Source organism: Sphingomonas sp. (assembly GCF_035998645.1).
Classification (GTDB): Bacteria; Pseudomonadota; Alphaproteobacteria; order Sphingomonadales; family Sphingomonadaceae; genus Sphingomonas.
The window spans coordinates 986,436-1,004,106 of sequence record NZ_DASYHL010000005.1 but is presented as its reverse complement, the minus strand read 5'-3'; the positions used below and the strand labels follow the sequence as shown (position 1 = coordinate 1,004,106).

The 17,671-nt window shown below is 66.1% G+C and carries 14 protein-coding genes; 12 read left to right on the top strand and 2 right to left on the bottom strand.

Annotated elements, in window-relative coordinates; all coding sequences use genetic code 11:
• Nucleotides 1-122: 122 nt before the first annotated feature.
• On the top strand, nt 123-2,012 hold the full coding sequence (locus VGN66_RS18430; protein WP_327520226.1) for an XrtA/PEP-CTERM system amidotransferase: 1,890 nt from the start codon (nt 123-125) through the stop codon (nt 2,010-2,012).
• A 93-nt stretch (nt 2,013-2,105) separates the two neighbouring features.
• On the opposite strand, the gene VGN66_RS18425 is transcribed toward VGN66_RS18430, so the two are convergent.
• Both VGN66_RS18425 and VGN66_RS18420 read right to left on the bottom strand, forming a co-directional pair.
• Entirely contained in the window at nt 2,106-2,546 is a 441-nt protein-coding gene (locus VGN66_RS18425; protein WP_327520225.1) for an MAPEG family protein, read from the bottom strand.
• Nucleotides 2,547-2,635: 89 nt separating this feature from the next.
• Nucleotides 2,636-3,628: an alpha/beta hydrolase gene (locus tag VGN66_RS18420; RefSeq protein WP_327520224.1), complete on the bottom strand. Its 993-nt coding sequence runs from the start codon at nt 3,626-3,628 to the stop codon at nt 2,636-2,638.
• Between the two features lie 120 nt (nt 3,629-3,748).
• Here VGN66_RS18420 and VGN66_RS18415 point away from each other — a divergent pair, with 120 nt between their 5' ends.
• The 11 genes from VGN66_RS18415 (at nt 3,749) to VGN66_RS18365 (ending at nt 17,664) form a co-directional block, all read left to right on the top strand.
• Complete coding sequence (locus VGN66_RS18415) at nt 3,749-4,954, top strand: saccharopine dehydrogenase family protein (protein WP_327520223.1); 1,206 nt, start codon at nt 3,749-3,751, stop codon at nt 4,952-4,954.
• A gap of 194 nt (nt 4,955-5,148) precedes the next feature.
• Nucleotides 5,149-6,318, top strand: coding sequence for a carboxynorspermidine decarboxylase (locus VGN66_RS18410; RefSeq protein ID WP_327520304.1), 1,170 nt, complete (start codon nt 5,149-5,151; stop codon nt 6,316-6,318).
• Nucleotides 6,319-6,389: 71 nt separating this feature from the next.
• Nucleotides 6,390-8,258 carry an ABC-F family ATP-binding cassette domain-containing protein gene (locus VGN66_RS18405; protein WP_327520222.1) on the top strand — a complete coding sequence of 623 codons (1,869 nt, stop codon included), beginning with the start codon at nt 6,390-6,392 and terminating at the stop codon, nt 8,256-8,258.
• A complete protein-coding gene (locus VGN66_RS18400) occupies nt 8,255-9,157 on the top strand; it encodes a histone deacetylase (RefSeq protein WP_327520221.1) in 903 nt (300 codons plus the stop codon). Before VGN66_RS18405 ends, VGN66_RS18400 begins: the two co-directional genes overlap by 4 nt.
• A gap of 91 nt (nt 9,158-9,248) precedes the next feature.
• Nucleotides 9,249-11,126: a 2-oxoacid:acceptor oxidoreductase subunit alpha gene (locus tag VGN66_RS18395; RefSeq protein ID WP_327520220.1), complete on the top strand. Its 1,878-nt coding sequence runs from the start codon at nt 9,249-9,251 to the stop codon at nt 11,124-11,126.
• Nucleotides 11,123-11,653, top strand: coding sequence for a hypothetical protein (locus tag VGN66_RS18390; protein WP_327520219.1), 531 nt, complete (start codon nt 11,123-11,125; stop codon nt 11,651-11,653). The genes VGN66_RS18395 and VGN66_RS18390 overlap by 4 nt, the downstream gene beginning before the upstream one ends.
• A 10-nt stretch (nt 11,654-11,663) precedes the next feature.
• The gene (locus tag VGN66_RS18385) at nt 11,664-12,689 is read left to right on the top strand and encodes a 2-oxoacid:ferredoxin oxidoreductase subunit beta (RefSeq protein WP_327520218.1); all 1,026 of its coding nucleotides are present in this window, start codon (nt 11,664-11,666) and stop codon (nt 12,687-12,689) included.
• 12 nt (nt 12,690-12,701) lie between these two features.
• Nucleotides 12,702-13,667: a metal-dependent hydrolase gene (locus tag VGN66_RS18380; RefSeq protein WP_327520217.1), complete on the top strand. Its 966-nt coding sequence runs from the start codon at nt 12,702-12,704 to the stop codon at nt 13,665-13,667.
• The gene (locus VGN66_RS18375) at nt 13,664-15,031 is read left to right on the top strand and encodes a deoxyribodipyrimidine photo-lyase (protein WP_327520216.1); all 1,368 of its coding nucleotides are present in this window, start codon (nt 13,664-13,666) and stop codon (nt 15,029-15,031) included. The genes VGN66_RS18380 and VGN66_RS18375 overlap by 4 nt, the downstream gene beginning before the upstream one ends.
• Nucleotides 15,032-15,298: 267 nt before the next feature.
• Nucleotides 15,299-16,483, top strand: a complete 1,185-nt coding sequence (locus VGN66_RS18370) for a cyclopropane-fatty-acyl-phospholipid synthase family protein (protein ID WP_327520303.1) — start codon at nt 15,299-15,301, stop codon at nt 16,481-16,483.
• A gap of 11 nt (nt 16,484-16,494) precedes the next feature.
• Nucleotides 16,495-17,664 carry a serine hydrolase domain-containing protein gene (locus VGN66_RS18365; RefSeq protein WP_327520215.1) on the top strand — a complete coding sequence of 390 codons (1,170 nt, stop codon included), beginning with the start codon at nt 16,495-16,497 and terminating at the stop codon, nt 17,662-17,664.
• Nucleotides 17,665-17,671: the final 7 nt, after the last annotated feature.

The following is a 17,671-nucleotide window of genomic DNA, read 5'->3' as shown; positions in this document are numbered from 1 at the left end:
CCTGAGCCTGTCGAAGGACGGTGGTTTGGGGCGTTTGGCCGAGAATGCAGGAATCGGGCTTCGACAAGCTCAGCCCAAACGGGTTAGTGGCCGGGCGAACGCGGGCGGGGAACGACTGACTGATGTGCGGCATAGCTGGCCTTTACTATACCGGAACGCCCAAACCGGTGGAGCCTGCGCGGGTGCGGGCAATGACCGATGCGCTGGTGCATCGCGGGCCGGACGGAGCCGGCGTGTGGACTGCGCCGGGCGTTGGCCTCGGGCATCGGCGGCTGTCGATCATCGACCTGGCCGGCGGTGCGCAGCCAATGGCTACGCCGGAGGGCGATGTCGTCGTCAGCTTCAACGGCGAAATCTATAATTTCCAGGAGGTTCGCGCCGAGCTGGAGGCGAAGGGCGCGGCGTTTGTCAGCCATAGCGATACCGAAGTGCTGCTGCATGGCTGGCGGGCATGGGGGCCGGGGCTGCTGGCGCGGCTGAACGGGATGTTTGCGTTCGCGCTGTACGATGCGCGGTCGCAGTCGCTGTTGCTGGCCCGCGACCGGATGGGGGTCAAGCCGCTCCATTATGTCGAGCTGTCGGACGGGGCGATGGCATTTGCGTCGGAGATCAAGGGGCTGCTGGCGCATCCACTGTTCCGGCGGACGCCCGACTTCACCGCGATCGAGGATTTTCTGGGGCTGGGATACGTTCCCGACGATGCGAGCGTGCTGGCGGGGGTGAAGAAGCTGCCGGCCGGGCATTACCTGTTGCTGGAGCGGGGCAAGCCCGTGCCTGCGCCGGTTAAATGGTGGGACATCGACTTTTCGCAGCGGGCCAAGGGATCGGCGCGCGATCTGGAGGCGGAGCTGATCCACCATCTGCGCAGCGCGGTGCGCTCGCGGATGATTGCCGATGTGCCGCTGGGCGCGTTCCTGTCGGGCGGGGTGGATTCGAGCGCGGTGGTCGCGCTGATGGCCGAGGCGAGCCGGGCGGCGGTGAAGACCTGCACGATCGGGTTCGATGAGGCGGGCTATGACGAGACCGCGCATGCCGCGCTGATCGCCGAACGCTTTGCCACGCAGCATCGGGTGAAAACCGTGGCGGCGGATGATTACGCGCTGATCGACACGCTGGTGCATCATTTCGATGAACCGTTCGCGGATGCGTCGGCGCTGGCGACGTACCGGGTGTGCGAGCTGGCGCGGGAGAGCGTGACGGTGGCGCTGTCGGGTGATGGCGCGGACGAGGCGCTGGCCGGCTACCGGCGGTACAAGTTCCACGCGGCGGAGGAGCGGGTGCGCTCGGTGCTGCCGGAATCGGTGCGCGGCATGTTCGGGGCGCTGGGGCGGGTTTATCCCAAGGCCGATTGGGCGCCGCGGCCGTTGCGCGCGAAGACGACGCTGCTGGCGTTGGCGGACGAGGGCGGCGCGGCCTATGCCAAGGCGGTGGGGGTGACGACGCCGGGGGTGCGGTTCGGGCTGTATACCGATGCGGCGCGGGCGACGTTGGGCGAGCATCGTGCCGAGACGCGCTATGTCGAGACGATGCGGGAGGCGCCCGCGCGTGACGGGCTGGACCGGGCGCAATATGCCGATTTCAAGCATTGGCTGCCCGGCGACATCCTGACCAAGATGGACCGCACCAGCATGGCGGTGAGCCTGGAGGCGCGCGAGCCGCTGCTGGATTATCGCTTCGTGGAGTTCGCCGCGACGCTGCCCGCGTCGATGCGGATCCGCGGCGGGCAGGGCAAATGGCTGATGAAAAAGGCGCTGGAGGCGTATCTCCCTAAAGAGGTGCTGTACCGACCTAAAATGGGGTTTGTGACGCCGGTGTCGGCGTGGTTCCGCAAGGCGCTCGCGGAGGAAGCGGCGGGACTGGCGCGGTCGCGGGTGCTGGCCGGGAGCGGGTGGTTCGAACCCAAGGCGATCGCGCGGCTGGCGGAGGAGCATCGCTCAGGGCGGGCCGAGCATGGGCGGACGCTGTGGCAGCTGATGATGCTGGAGCGGAGTTTGGCGCGACTCTTCCCCTAACCCGTCGCCCCGGCCTTGAGCCGGGGCTGGGCTGCCTTCCGCGCCGATGAAGAAGAAGCCCGGTCGCGGGTCGAGCCCGGGACGACGATGGGTTTAGTGGAAGCTCACGCCCCAATACGCCATCGCGGCATGCACCGTCAGCATCATCAGCACGATTGTCGCCAGCGAGAACAGCGTGAAGCGGATGATGACGCGGTTGGTGGTGACCTGAATCAGGCTGTGGGCGATGCGCAGGGCGACATAGGCCCAGGCGATCTGGGCGTTGAGATTGTCGCCCTGCGCCATCAGCGCCAGCACGATGCAGATGGCGTAGAACAGCACCGGCTGTTCGAGCAGGTGGTTGTAATTGTCGGCGGGCCATTGCGATTTGGTGTCGATCTTCGCGCGCAGGTCTGCGCCGGTGCCGCCGGTAAGGTTGGCGACGTCGATCTTGGCGCGCTTCATCGCAGGGATGCGGGTGAAGTACATCCACAGCCACATGATGAGTGTCCAGCCGATCAGTGCGATGACCGGACCGAAGATGGCGCTGTGCATGGTGTGTCCTCCCCTGTTTGACGGGAGGGTGGGGCGATTGGAACGGGTTTGCAACCAATTCCTCCCCTGCGGGGCAGGGGAGGAGTTGTCTACTTCACGTGCGTCGCGGTCCAGGTGGCGAACCACTCCAGCCATTTGTGGCCGGGGTTGGTCGGCGGGAGCGAGAGCGCGCCGAAGCCGTGGCCGCCGCGTTCGAGCAAATGCGCCTCTACCGGCACCTTGTGGCGGCGGGCGGCTTCGATCAGGGCGATGCTCTGGCCGACCGAGACGGTGCCGTCGTCCATTGCGTGGGCGAGGAACAAAGGTGGCATCGCGGGGCTGGCTCGCGTGAGCACGTCGAACCGCGCCGATGCCGCGCCTGCGGGGGGCGGGCCGCCGAACAGGTTCGGGCCGGAGCGGCTGTTGGGGCCGGCGCTGGCAAACTGTGTGACGGGGTAGATCAGACCGGAAAAGGCAGGCTTCGCGGACAGGCTGTCGGCGGTGTCGCGGGCCTTGTACACCGGATCGGCATGGCCGACGGTCAGCGTGCCGCCGAGATGGCCGCCAGCGGAAAAGCCGAGGATGCCGAGCTTGGCTGGGTCGATGCGATAATGCGCGGCATTGGCGCGGATCAGGCGCATCGCGCGCTGGGCATCCTGCAGCGGCACGTCGGTGCGGTTGAACCAGCCTTCACCGGGCAGGCGATAGGCGAGGACGAACACGGTGATGCCGAGCGGGTTGAGCACGCGCGCGACATTCACGCCCTCATTGATCAGGCTGACGAAGACATAGCCGCCGCCGGGCATGACCAGCACCGCGCGCCCGTCGGGGCGCTGCGGTCGGAATACGCCGAGATAGGGGTGGCGGATGCCCTTTTCCCAGCGCTGCGGCGTGCCGAGCGGCAGGGGGACCGGCTGTTTCGACGGCGCGATGCCGGGCGGAGTGCCGGGCGGTAGGGTCGGCCACAGCATCAGCGTTTCGCGCGGTGGCCAGGGCGGGGCGGGGGCGAACACCTTTGGCGCGGATTGCGCCGCGGCAGTTCCGGTAAGCCCGAATGCGGCAGCGCCGCCGATGAATGTCCTGCGTCCGATCGTCATGCTCATGTCGCGCTCATAGGGGAATGAGGGCGCGAAGGGCCAGCCCGCGCAACGCCCTTTGCATCCGGGGCGTTGGTCCCATATGGGGGCGGCATTCCCCCGGGACATATGAGGAAGGACAAAGGCGTGAAGGACGTTCTCGTAATCGGCGCAGGCGGCGTTTCGTCGGTCGCGGTGCACAAGATGGCGAAGAATCCCGAGCTGTTCGGCAAGATCACGCTCGCCAGCCGCCGTCAGTTCAAGTGCGATGCGATTGCCGAATCGGTCAAGGAGCGCTTTGGCGTGACCATCGACACTGCGCAGGTCGATGCCGATGACGTCGCCGCGACGTCGAAGCTGATCGAGCAGGTGAAGCCGAACCTGCTGGTCAACCTTGCGCTGCCCTATCAGGACCTGAACCTGATGGACGCATGCCTGAACACCGGCACCGACTATCTCGACACCGCGAACTATGAGCCGCGCGACGAGGCGCGGTTCCATTATGGCTGGCAGTGGGATTATCAGGACCGCTTCAAGAATGCGGGCCTGATGGCGCTGCTCGGTTCGGGTTTCGATCCGGGCGTGACCAGCGTGTTCGCGATGTACATCAAGAAGCACCTGCTCGACACGATCCGCACGCTCGACATTCTCGACTGCAATGGCGGCGATCACGGCCAGCATTTCGCGACCAACTTCAATCCCGAGATCAACATCCGCGAGATCACCGCGCCCGCGCGGCACTGGGAAAATGGCGAATGGGTCGAAACCCCGGCGCTGTCGACGCGGCAGGTGTTCGAGTTCGATCAGGTCGGCGCGAAGAACATGTACCTCATGTACCACGAGGAGCTGGAGAGCCTGGCCAAGTTCATCCCCGAAATGGAGCGCGCGCGCTTCTGGATGACGTTCGGCGAGCAGTATCTGACGCATCTGCGCGTGCTGCAGAATGTCGGCCTGACCTCGATCGAGCCGATCATGTACGAAGGCCGCGAGATCGTGCCGCTGCAGTTCCTGAAGGCCGTGCTGCCCGAGCCGTCGACTTTGGGCACCACGACCAAGGGCAAGACCAATATCGGCGACATCGCGACCGGCACGAAGGACGGGGAAGAGAAGACCTTCTACGTCTATAATGTCTGCGACCATGAGGACGCGTTCGAGGAGACCGGCAATCAGGCGGTGAGCTACACCACCGGCGTTCCGGCGATGATCGGCGCGGCGCTGATGCTCAATGGCCAGTGGCGTGGCGAGGGCGTGTTCAACATCGAGCAGTTCGATCCGGATCCGTTCATGGACATGCTGAACCAGCATGGCCTGCCGTGGCAGGTGCATGAGCTGCCCGAGCCGCTGAAGTTTTAACTTAGGGGCGGTGCGTTCCAAATCCTCCCCGGAACGGGGAGGGGGACCGCCGCCGAAGGCGGTGGTGGAGGGGGCCCGAGGCACCGGACGCCCTTGCCTCGGGCCCCCTCCACCATGCTTCGCATGGTTCCCCTCCCCGTGCCGGGGAGGATTTTTTGGAGTCGCTTATGGAAACCCGTGCAGCATCGCCCGTGATGTCCACCAAGGCCGGCGATCCGGGCGCGTTTGCCGGGTTTGACCTGAGCCGCGTGCCCTCGCCGTGCTTCGTCGTCGATGCTGCGGCGGTGGAGCGCAATCTGGCGACGATCGCGGATGTGCGGGATCGCGCGGGGGTGAAGATCCTGCTGGCGCTCAAGGCGTTTTCGATGTGGTCGCTGGGCGATCTGGTCGGGCGGTATCTGGACGGGGTTGCGACTTCGGGGCTATATGAATCGCGGCTCGCGCGGGACCATTATCATGGTGAGATTGCGACCTATTGCTCGGGCTACAAGAAGTCGGACATGGCCGAAATCTGCGCGATTTCCGATCATGTGATCTTCAACACGCCGTTCCAGCATGTGGCGATGAAGAGCGAGCTGGCGGCGGCGCGGGCGCGGGGTGAGACGTTCGAAGTCGGGCTGCGCCTGAACCCGATGCACAGCGAGGGTGAGGTCCAGAAATACGACCCCGCCCAGCCGCATTCGCGGCTTGGCTTCCCCGCCGATCAGCTTCATGCCGAGCATCTGGAGGGCGTGGACGGCATCCATGTCCATTCGCTGTGCGAACAGGATTTCCCACCGCTGCGCCGAACCTGGGAAGCGCTGAAGCCGCGGATCGCGCCGTATCTGGGTCAGCTGAAATGGCTCAATTTCGGCGGCGGGCATCATATCACCCGCGCCGATTACCAGCGCGACGAGCTGGTCGATTTCCTCAAGCAGGTTCGCGATGAGACTGGACTCGAGGTGATCCTGGAGCCGGGCGAGGCGATTGCGCTGGATACCGGCATATTGGTCGGCGAGTTCGTCGATGTGTTCACCAACGGCATGCCGATCGGCGTGGTCGATATCTCCGCCACCTGCCACATGCCCGATGTGATCGAGGCGCCCTATCGTCCCGCGATGCTGGGAGAGGAGGGCGATGTGGTGGTGCGACTGGGCGGGCCGTCGTGCCTTGCGGGCGACATCCTCGGCGATTTCCGCTTTCCGGAATGGCCGGTGCCGGGACAGCGCTTCGCGTTCCTCGATCAGGCGCATTATTCGATGGTCAAGACGACGACCTTCAACGGCGTGCCGCTGCCGAGCATCGCGCTGTGGGATAGCCGGAGCGACGAGCTGCGGATCGTGAAGTCGTTCGGCTATGCGGATTTCGAGGGGCGGTTGTCGTAACTGCCCCTTGCGGCGTGTAGGCAATCGAGCGGGGGCTATCGAATGCTGCGCTGCGGTGATAGGCGGCGCGCATGTTGAATCTTTCCGGAATCACCGTGCGCCTTGGTGGCCGCGTTATCATCGACCGTGCGAGCGCGGCGTTGCCGCCAAAGGGGCGCATCGGCCTGATCGGGCGCAACGGCGCGGGCAAGTCCACGCTGGTCAAGGTCATTGCCGGGATGATCGACCCGGACGAGGGCAGTGCCGACATGCCGCGCGGCGCGCGTCTGGGCTATGTCGCGCAGGAGGCACCGGCGGGCAAGACGACGCCGTTCGAGACGGTGCTGGAAGCCGATGTCGAGCGCGCGGCGCTGATGGCGGAGGCGGAGGGCCTTGAGGATCCGCACCGGCTGGGCGAGATTCACGAGCGGCTGGGGGCGATCGACGCCTATACCGCGCCATCGCGCGCGGCGCGGATTCTGGTCGGGCTGGGGTTTGACGAGGAGGCGCAGCATCGTCCGCTCGACAGTTTTTCGGGCGGGTGGCGGATGCGCGTTGCGCTGGCGGCTTTGCTGTTCAGCCAGCCGGACCTGTTGTTGCTCGACGAGCCGTCGAACCACCTCGACCTTGAGGCGGTGCTGTGGCTTGAGGATTTCCTGATCTCCTACCCCGCGACGATCGTGATCGTCAGCCATGAGCGGGATTTCCTGAACAACGTCGTCGACCATATCCTGCACCTTGAGCGCGGCAAGCTGACGCTTTATCCCGGCGGATATGACGCGTTCGAACGGCAGCGCGCCGAGCGACAGGCGCAGCAGGCGGCTGCGCGCGAAAAGCAGCTGACCGAGCGTGCGAAGTTGCAGGATTTCGTCGCGCGCAACTCGGCCCGCGCATCGACCGCCAAACAGGCGCAGTCGCGCGCCAAGGCGCTGGCGAAGATGCAGCCGATTGCGGCGGTGATGGACGATCCGACGCTGGCGTTCGGCTTTCCCGATCCCGACCAGCTGCGTCCGCCGCTGATCACGCTCGATCATGCCAGTGTCGGCTATGACGGAACGCCGATCCTGTCGCGGCTGAACCTGCGGATCGATCCGGACGATCGCATCGCGCTGCTCGGGCGCAACGGCAACGGCAAGACGACGCTGGCGCGGCTGCTGGCGGCGCAGCTGACGCCGATCGAGGGCGAGAAGGCGGCGTCGGCGAAGATGCGGGTGGGCTATTTCACCCAGTATCAGGTCGAGGAGTTGCACAGCGACGAGACGCCGTTCGACCATATGCAGCGGCTGATGGATGGCGAAAAGCCGTCGGCGGTGCGCGGCCAGCTCGGGCGGTTCGGCTTTGCCGGCGACAAGGCAATGACCAAGGTCGGCAAGCTGTCGGGCGGCGAGCGCGCGCGGCTGGCGCTGGCGCTGATCACGCGCGACGCGCCGCACATGCTGATCCTCGACGAGCCGACCAACCACCTCGACGTCGACTCGCGAGAGGCGCTGATTCAGGCACTGACCGCCTATCAGGGCTGTGTCGTGATCGTCAGCCATGACCGGCACATGATCGAGATGACCGCCGACCGGCTGGTGCTGGTCGATGGCGGGACTGCGACGCCGTTCGACGGGAGCATCGAGGATTATATCGCCTTCGTGCTGGCCAAGGAGCCCAAGGCCGAGGGCGCGGCCAAGGGCGGCAACCGCAAGGATGCGCGGCGCGAGGCCGCCGAGGCGCGCGAAAAGGGCAATGCGATGCGCAAGGCCGCGAAGGCGGCGGAGGCGGAGCTGGCCAAGCTGCAGGAAAAGCTGAGTGCGATCGACCGGGCGATGTTCGACCCGTCGAGCGCTGCGCCCGAGTTCACCAAGCTGACCATGACCGAGTTGATGAAACAGCGCGGCGCGGTGGTGAAGGCGATCGAGGCGGCGGAAGTGACGTGGATGGAGGCGCAGGAGGCGCTGGAGACGCTGGCAGCGTGAGTGGCCGGGCGACCATCACCGTCGTCCACCATCCGCTTTACGTCGCGCCGGCCCCGGCGCGCAGCCAGTATCAGTGGAACAAGAATGGTCTGGTTCGCGACCTGTTGCTCGATCTGGGGGATGCGCTGGACTGGCATGAGCCCGCGCCGATGCCGCGCGACTGGATCGAGGCGGTGCATGATCCCGATTATGTCGCCGAGGTGATCGAGAGCCGCGTGCCGCGCGAGAAGGAGCGGCGGATCGGCTTTCCGGTGACGCCGGAGGTCGCGGCGCGGGCGCTGGCGGTTCCGGGCGGCACCTATGCGGCGGCGAAGATCGCGCAGCAGCGGGGCTTTGCCGCGAATACCGCCGGGGGCAGCCATCATGCGCTGCACGCGACGGGTGCAGGGTTCTGCGTCTTCAACGACCTCGCCATCGCCGCGCACCGGCTGGCGGAAGAAGGCGAGCGGGTGCTGATCGTCGATTGCGATGTGCATCAGGGCGATGGCACCGCGGCGCTGACCGCCGGGCGCACCGACATTGCGACCTATTCGATTCATGCCGACAAGAACTTCCCGGTGCGGAAAGGCCGATCGACGCTCGACGTTGCGCTGCCCGATGCGGTGGATGATGCGGGCTATATGGACGCGCTGACCACGACCTTGCCGGGGCTGGTCGATGCGTTCGAGCCGACGATCCTGCTGTATCAGGCCGGGGTGGACCCGTGGGAGGGCGACCGGCTGGGGCGACTGGCGCTGAGCCTGGAAGGGTTGATCGTGCGCGACTCATGGATCGCGACGCTGGCGCGGCGGCGCGGCCTGCCGCTCGCGAGTGCGCTGGGCGGGGGCTATGGCGTGGACGCGATGGAGGTGTCCGAGCGGCATGTCGCGTCGATCCTGGCGCTGGGCGGCACCCCCTAAAAGAACCGGTTGCAACCGTCCGGCATCCTTCTACCTTCCATGCAACCCACCCCGAGGCGTAAGAGGGTGGGACATTGCAGGAAGAGACTGAATGGCCACTGCCGCCCATCAGGTCACGCCCGAAGAGGCTTCCGCCAATCCGCCACCCGAGGCGGTCGTCGTCCGATTTGCCGGCGACTCCGGAGACGGGATGCAGCTGACCGGGGGGCAATTCACCCTGTCGACCGCGCTGGCGGGCAATGATCTCGCCACCTTCCCCGACTTCCCCGCCGAGATCCGCGCGCCGCAGGGGACGTTGTTCGGGGTCTCCGCCTTTCAAATCAATTTCGGGTCTGCGGCGATCGAGACCGCGGGCGATGCGCCGGATGTGCTGGTCGCGATGAACCCGGCGGCGCTCAAGACCAATGTCGGCGATTTGAAGCCCGGTGGGCTGATCATCGCGGACGAAGGCGAGTTCAACAAGCGCAACCTGGACAAGGCGAAATATGCGGCGAACCCGCTGGAGGACGACAGCCTCGCCAAATGGCAGCTGCTCAAGCTCAATATCTCGCAGCTGACGCTGGATGCCGTGAAGCCGTTTGGCTTGGGCAACAAGGAGGCGCTGCGCTGCAAGAATATGTGGACGCTGGGGCTGGCGCTGTGGATGTTCGACCGTGAGCGCGGGCCGCTGATCGACTGGCTCAAGACCAAGTTTGCCAAGGCGCCGGAGCTGGCCGAGGCCAATATCGCCGCGCTCAATGCCGGCCACGCCTATGGCGAGACGGCGGAGCTGGGCGCGCTCGGCATCGCGCAGGTCCATGTTCCCGCAGCACCAGTCGAGCCGGGGCTGTACCGCACGGTGACGGGGGCCGAGGCGATTTCGATGGGGCTGGTCGCGGGGGCACAGCTGGCCGGACTGCCGATGTTCTTCGGCGGCTATCCGATCACCCCGGCGTCGGCGATCCTGCATTATCTCAGCCGGTTGAAGGAGTTCGGGGTCACCACCTTCCAGGCGGAGGACGAGATTGCGGCGATCGCGTCGGCGCTGGGCGCATCCTATGCGGGGCAGCTGGGCGTTACCTCATCGTCGGGGCCGGGCATCGCGCTGAAGGGCGAGGCGATGGGGCTGGCGATCATGACCGAGCTGCCGCTGATCATCGTCAATTCGCAGCGTGGCGGGCCATCGACCGGCCTGCCAACCAAGACCGAGCAGTCGGACCTGTATCAAGCGGTTTATGGCCGCAATGGCGATGCGCCGATGCCGGTAGTCGCATCGCGATCCGCCGCCGATTGCTTCGACGTGGCGATCGAGGCGGTGCGGATCGCGACGCAGTATATGACGCCGGTGATGATCCTGACCGACGGCTATATCGCCAATGCCGCCGAGCCGTGGAAAGTGCCGGACATGAGCGGCTATGCGCCGTTCCCGGTGACGTTCAAAACCGATGCGCCGGCCGAGGGCGAGAAGTTCTTGCCCTATGCGCGCGACGAGAAACTGGCGCGGCCATGGGTCAAGCCGGGGACGCCGGGCCTGCTCCACCGCATCGGCGGGATCGAGAAGCAGCTGAACACCGGCAACCTCGATTATTCGGCCGACAACCATCAGGCGATGACCAATATCCGCCGCGACAAGGTGGCTGGGATTTCGGTGCCGGACCAGGTGGTGGAGCAGGGCGCGCCGGGCGGAAAGCTGGTCGTCGCCGGCTGGGGTTCGACCTATGGCCCGATCACCCAGGCGGTGCGACGGGCGCGGCGCAAGGGGCTGGATGTGAGCCACATCCATATCCGCCATATCTGGCCGATGCCGGGAAATTTGGGTGATTTGCTCAAGGGTTACGACAAGGTACTCGTGCCCGAGATGAACACCGGGCAGCTGAAGACGGTGCTGCGCGATCAGTTTTTGGTCGATGCGCGGCCGTTGAACAAGGTGTCGGGGCAGCCGTTCCGGATCCATGAGATTGAGGCGGCGATCGAGGGGGCGCTGGCATGACACTGTTTTTGGCGCTGCTGAGTGCTTTCGCACCGACGCCGATGCCGGGCGCTGGAGAGGCTGTCGGACCCACTGAAGCGCGGATGACTGCCCTGCCAGACCAGCTGGCAGGATTGGAGCGCACACGGGCGCATCATCGCGATGAACCGCTCTTCGTGTATCTTGGCCGATCGAACCATTCGCCGATCGTTGCCGTGGCGTTTGCGGACGCGGCCAAGCCCTCCGATTGGCGTAACCTGGCGCGGGTCGGACGGGGCGAGGCTGAGCGAGCCGGGCTGATCGAAACGCTGTTTGAGGGCAAGTTCAACGTTCCTGCCCATCCGAATGCACGCACGTATTTTGGCGACTATCTGACCAAAGACGGCGTTAAGCAGGTTTGGGTCGCCGAATATGGCAGCGTGCGCACGACAGTGGTTGCGAGCATTTACACTGTCGATGACCGCCGCAGGGTGTTCGATGCCATTCGCAGACAATTGCTGGGCGGTGCCGAGATGGCTGCGCAAGTCACTCCGGCTGAGGCGAATTGAGGGAAGATCGATGAACGAGATCACCACCATCCGCCCGTCGACGCCGAAGGATTGGGAGACCGATCAGGAGGTCCGCTGGTGTCCCGGTTGCGGTGACTATGCGATCCTGAAGGCGGTGCAGCGGACGATGCCGGAGATCGGCGCGACGCCGGAGAACACCGTGTTCGTCAGCGGGATCGGATGTTCGTCGCGCTTCCCCTATTATATGGAGACCTATGGCTTCCACACCATCCACGGCCGCGCGCCGGCGGTGGCGACGGGGGTGAAGCTGGCCAATCCCGAGCTGGATGTGTGGATCATCACCGGGGATGGCGATGGCCTGAGCATTGGCGGCAACCATACGATGCACCTGCTGCGCCGTAACCTCGATTGCCAGATCCTGTTGTTCAACAACGAGATTTACGGCCTGACCAAGGGGCAATATTCGCCGACCAGCCGTGAGGGGACGCGATCGCCCTCCACCCCATTCGGGTCGGTCGATCACCCGGCCAAGCCGTGCGCCTTCGCGCTGGGCAGCGGCGCGCGGTTCATTGCGCGCGGGATCGACGTGAACAAAAACCTGCCTGCGGTGCTCAAGGCGGCGCATGCGCACAAGGGCGCGGCGTTCGTCGAGATTTTCCAGAACTGCATCGTCTACAACGCCGATGTGTTCGCGTCGTTCGTGGACAAGGCCAATGCCGGGCATCAGCTGTGGGTCGAGCATGGCAAGCCGCTGGTATTTGCGGGCGGGACCAAGGGGCTGGCGCTGGATGTCGAGCGGCTGACGCTGAAGGTGGTCGATATCGTCGATGGCGATGTGTCGGGCGTGGTGGTGCACGACCAGACCAATCGCGGGCTGGCGCACATGCTGGTCGAGATGCCGTTCGGGCCGTTCCCGATGGCGCTGGGCGTGATCTATGACGATCCCGCGCCGACGTTCGAAAGCGCGGTGGTGGCGCAGAACCGCGCGGCGAGCGAGGGCAAGGTCGCGGACCTGCAGAAGCTCGTCAGCAAGGGCCAGACCTGGCAGGTCGACAAGGAACCGCGCGACGCATAGGGCACCTGCCTTATGGACAACCTGACACACAGCATGATCGGCGCTGCGCTGGGGCAGGCGGGGCTCAAGAAGCTGTCGGGCCTGGGCATGCCGACGCTGATCATCGCGGCGAACATCCCCGATCTGGACGCGGCCTGCACCGTTTATGGCATCCAGTCGCTCGAGATGCGGCGCGGGCTGACGCATGGGCCGATCGCGATGCTGGTGCTGCCGGTGTTGTTGACAGCGATCGTGGTCGGGTTCGACCGGTGGCAGGCGCGGCGGGGCAAGCGGCCAGAGGCGCGCGCGCCGGTGCGGCCGTGGCATTTGCTGTTGCTGGCGTTTATCGGGACGCTGAGCCATCCGGCGTTCGACTGGCTGAACAGCTATGGCATCCGGCTGCTTGAGCCGTTTTCGTCGCGTTGGTTCTATGGCGACAGCATCTTCATCATCGATGTGTGGATGTGGGCGATGCTGATCGGCGGGTTCCTGTGGTCGCGCCGGGCCGAGCGGCGCGGGGGCGACTGGCGGTGGCGCGGCGGGATCGTGGTAGCGGCGGTCAGCGCCTATATTCTGGTCAATGGCGTGCTGACGGGCCTTGCCGAGACGCGGACGGCGGAGCGGGTGCGGGCCGACTATGGCATCACGCCCGAACTGGTCGTCGCCAACCCGATGCCGATTGCCTTCTGGCAGCGCGAGACTTTGTGGCGTGGTGAGGGACAGCGCGGGAGCGGGTCGCTGAACCTGACCGGCGGAGTATTGCCCAGCCTGTTCGCCGAGCCGGAGCGCGGGCCGCTGCCGATCGGGATGGACGATCCGCGCATCGCGGCGGCGGCGGCGCGCGATCCTGAGGTGCGCGCATTCCTGTTCTGGTCGCGCATGCCCTACACCGAGAGACAGGGTGACGGCAGCATCGTGATCGGGGATCAGCGGTTCGGCAACGAACTGGCGCGCGGACGATTCAGCGTCCGCATCCCGCCCGACAGGGAAACTGAATGACGAGCATCCTGTGGTTTCGCCGTGACCTGAGACTGTCGGATCAAGCGGCGCTGATTGCTGCGGCGGGGGAGGGACCGGTGGTTCCGGTCTATATCCTCGACGACGAGACGCCGAAGCATCGCGCGATGGGTGGGGCGTCGCGCTGGTGGCTGCATCATAGCCTGGCCAGCCTGGACGCGGCGCTGCGGGAGAAGGGGGCGCGGCTGATCCTGAAGCGGGGCAAGTCGGACGACGTACTGGCGGCGCTGGCCGAGGGAGTCGGGACGCGGCGCGTGCATTGCCTGCGCCATTACGAGCCGTGGTGGCGGAATGCCGAGCGGGCGGTGGCCAAGCGGTTGGAGCTGATCTGCCATGACGGCAATTACCTCGCGCCGCCGGGATCGGTGACGACCGGGGCGGGCGAGCCGTACAAGATTTTCACGCCGTTCTGGCGCGCGTTGCAGCAGCGGATGCCGCCGGCTGCTCCGGCGAACCGGCCGCGCGACATTCCCGCGCCGTCCAGCTGGCCCAAGTCGGATCGGCTGGAGGATTGGGGGCTGCTGCCGACCAAGCCCGACTGGGCGACGGGCTTTGCCGATTGGGAGCCGGGCGAGGCGGGTGCGCGCAAGCGGGTCGATGCGTTTGTCGACAAGGCGGCGGACTACGACCGCACGCGCAACCTGCCCTCGATCGAGGGCAGCTCGCGGCTCAGCCCGCATCTGCATTTCGGCGAGGTGTCGCCGGCCACCATCTGGCACCGCGTGGCTGATGCGGGCGGGTCGGTCGATGTGTTCCTGAGCGAGATCGGGTGGCGCGACTATGCGCAGAATGTGATCCTGCAATTCCCCGATTATGCCGCGAAGAATGCGCGGGAAAAGTTCGACGCGATCCCGTGGCGTGACACCGGGTCTCCCGCAGTCCGCGCGGATTTCGACGCGTGGACCAAGGGGCGGACCGGATATCCGATCGTCGATGCCGGGATGCGGCAGCTGTGGGCGACCGGGTGGATGCACAATCGCGTGCGGATGATCGCGGCGAGCTTCCTGATCAAGCATCTGCTGATCGACTGGCGCGAGGGGGAGCGCTGGTTCTGGGATACGCTGGTCGATGCCGATAACGCGAGCAATGCGGTCAATTGGCAATGGGTGTCGGGGACGGGGATCGATTCCAACATGTTCGTGCGGATCATGGCGCCACTGTCGCAGTCGGAGAAGTTCGATGCGGCGGGCTATATTCGTGAGTGGGTGCCGGAGCTGGCGCAGCTGCACGACAATGTGATCCACGATCCCGAGGAGCATGGCCGGCGGCCGAGCGACTATCCGCGCAAGATCATCGGGCACCGCGAGGCGCGCGAGCGGGCGCTGGCGGCGGTGCGGGGGATTTAAAAGCCAGTTATCCTCCCCCGCCAGGGGGAGGTGGCAGCGTAGCTGACGGAGGGGGAGGAAGCACGTCGGCTAGAGGCTAAAGCGCACAGCCGTCCTCCCCCTCCGTCGCCTTCGGCGCCACCTCCCCCTGGCGGGGGAGGATTTCGCGACCAATTGCACCTTGCCCGACTCGCGGTTCGCATGGTTGTTGCGCGCGTGACCCAGACCAGTACCCGCAACCGTGGCCGTCGTGACGGATCGAACCTCCGTGGCACCGCGAGCGCGCTGATTGCGGGCGTTGCCGAGCCGTGGCTCCACCGCCTGCTCGACCGGATCGATGCGGGGCTGGCGGAGGGCGCGATTGCGGCGACCTTGCCGGGCGGCATGCAGCGGCGGCTGGGCGGGCGGGCGCCGGGGCCGGAGGCGGTGGTGGTGATCCGCAGCTGGCGCGCACTGTGGCGGCTGGCCACGGGTGGCTCGGCGGGCTGGTATGAGGCATGGGCGGCGGGCGAGTGGACCAGCCCAGACCCGGTGCCGCTGTTCGACCTGTTCGTGCGAAACCGCGCGACGCTGGGCGATGCCGGGCGGGCAGGGGGCGTGGGGCGGATCGCCAAGCGCGCGTGGCACTGGTTCCAGCGCAATTCGCGGACCGGTTCGCGGCGCAACATCGCCTATCATTACGATCTGGGGAACGATTTCTACGCGCCGTGGCTGGACGCGAGCATGACCTATTCGAGCGCGTTGTTCACGCCCGGCGTGGCGTCGCTGACGGAGGGCCAGGCGGCGAAGCTGGGGGCGGTGCTGGAGCGGACCGGGGCGGCGCCGGGGGATCGCATCCTCGAGATCGGCTGCGGCTGGGGATCGTTCGCCGAACTCGCCGCGCGCGGCGGGCGACAGGTGCATGGCATCACGCTGTCGGCGGAGCAGAAGGCCTATGTCGAGACGCGGATGGCGCGGGCGGGGCTGGCGGGGGTCACGGTTGGCCTGACCGACTATCGTGACGTGACGGGCGTGTTTGATGCGGTGGCGAGCATCGAGATGGTCGAAGCGGTGGGGCAGGATTACTGGCCCGCCTATCTGGCGACGATCGCGCGGGTGCTGAAGCCCGGCGGACGCGCGGCGATCCAGTATATCGCGATCGACGACGCGATCTTCGGCGCTTATGCGCGCAACGTCGATTTCATTCAGGCCTATGTGTTTCCGGGCGGGATGCTGCTCTCAGAAAGCAGGTTCCGCGCGATTGCGCAGGCGCAGGGATTGCGCTGGAGCGATCAGCAGAATTTCGGGATCGATTATGCCGACACGCTGAAGAAATGGCGCGAGGCGTTCGATGCGGCGGTGGCGGAGCGGCGGCTGCCCGCCGAATTTGATTCCCATTTCGTTGATCTGTGGCGCTATTACCTGATGTATTGCGAAGGCGGGTTTCGCGGCGGGGGCATCCATGTCGCGCAGGTCACGCTGATAAGAGATTAGGGAGAGCGATGATGCGGGCATGGGGAGTAGCGCTGGGCGCGCTGGCATTGGCGGGCTGCGCAACTGGTGCGGGGACGCCGCGGCCTGCAGTCCAGGCCGCCGCGCCGCAGGATGTGGCGAAGCTGCGCCAAGTCGGTGCCGCCGTGCTGTTCTGGTCGCAGGAGGAACGGTACCGCAACTTCCCGGCGATGGAGACAATCTTCCCCGGCACCACCGCCAAGGCCGGGCGCAAGGTCCGCGCGCTGCCCAAGGGCGCGCCGCTGCCGATCGCCGAGGCCGACGTCTCTGCGTTCATGGCGGCGCAGAATATGACCGGGCTGCTGGTGCTGCAGGATGGCAAGGTGCGCTTGGAACGCTACGCGCGCGGCTATGGGCCGGAGGGGCGCTGGACGAGCTTTTCGGTGGCCAAGTCGGTGACGTCGACGCTGGTCGGGGCGGCGATCAAGGACGGGTATATCAAGTCGATCGACGATCCGGTGACGCGCTACATCCCCGATCTGGGCGGTGCCGGCTATGACGGGGTGTCGATCCGACAGCTGCTTACGATGACGTCGGGGGTCAAGTGGAACGAGGATTACACCAACCCCAATAGCGACGTGGCGCGGATGTTCGCCGAGGCGGTGCCGGCAGGGGTGGACCCGACTGTCTTCTACATGCGCAAGCTGCCGCGCGAGAGCGATCCGGGGGTCAAGTTCGTCTACAAGACCGGCGAGACCAATCTGATCGGCGTGCTGGTGCGCCGCGCGACGGGCAAGTCGCTGTCGGCCTATCTCGAAGAGAAGATCTGGAAGCCCTATGGCATGGAGCGCGATGCGTTCTGGATGACCGACCAGACCGGCGCGGAAGTGTCGGGATGCTGCCTGTCGGTGTCGCTGCGCGATTACGGGCGCATCGGCCAGATGGCGCTGGAGGGCGGCAAGGGCATCGTGCCGGCCGGTTGGTTTGCGGACGCGACCAAGGCGCAGTTGAGCTTTCCCGGCGGCGGCTATGGCTATCAATGGTGGGTGCCGGCCGGCGGTATCTTCGCGGCGCAGGGCATTTTCGGGCAGTCGATCATCGTCGATCCGGCGAATAAGCTGGTGATGGTGACCAGCGCTGCCTGGCCGCGTGCGAGCGATCGCGATTTGTCGGCGGCGCGGATGGCGTTTGCGATGAAGGTGCAGGCGGCGGTGAGGGAGTAGGGTGCCG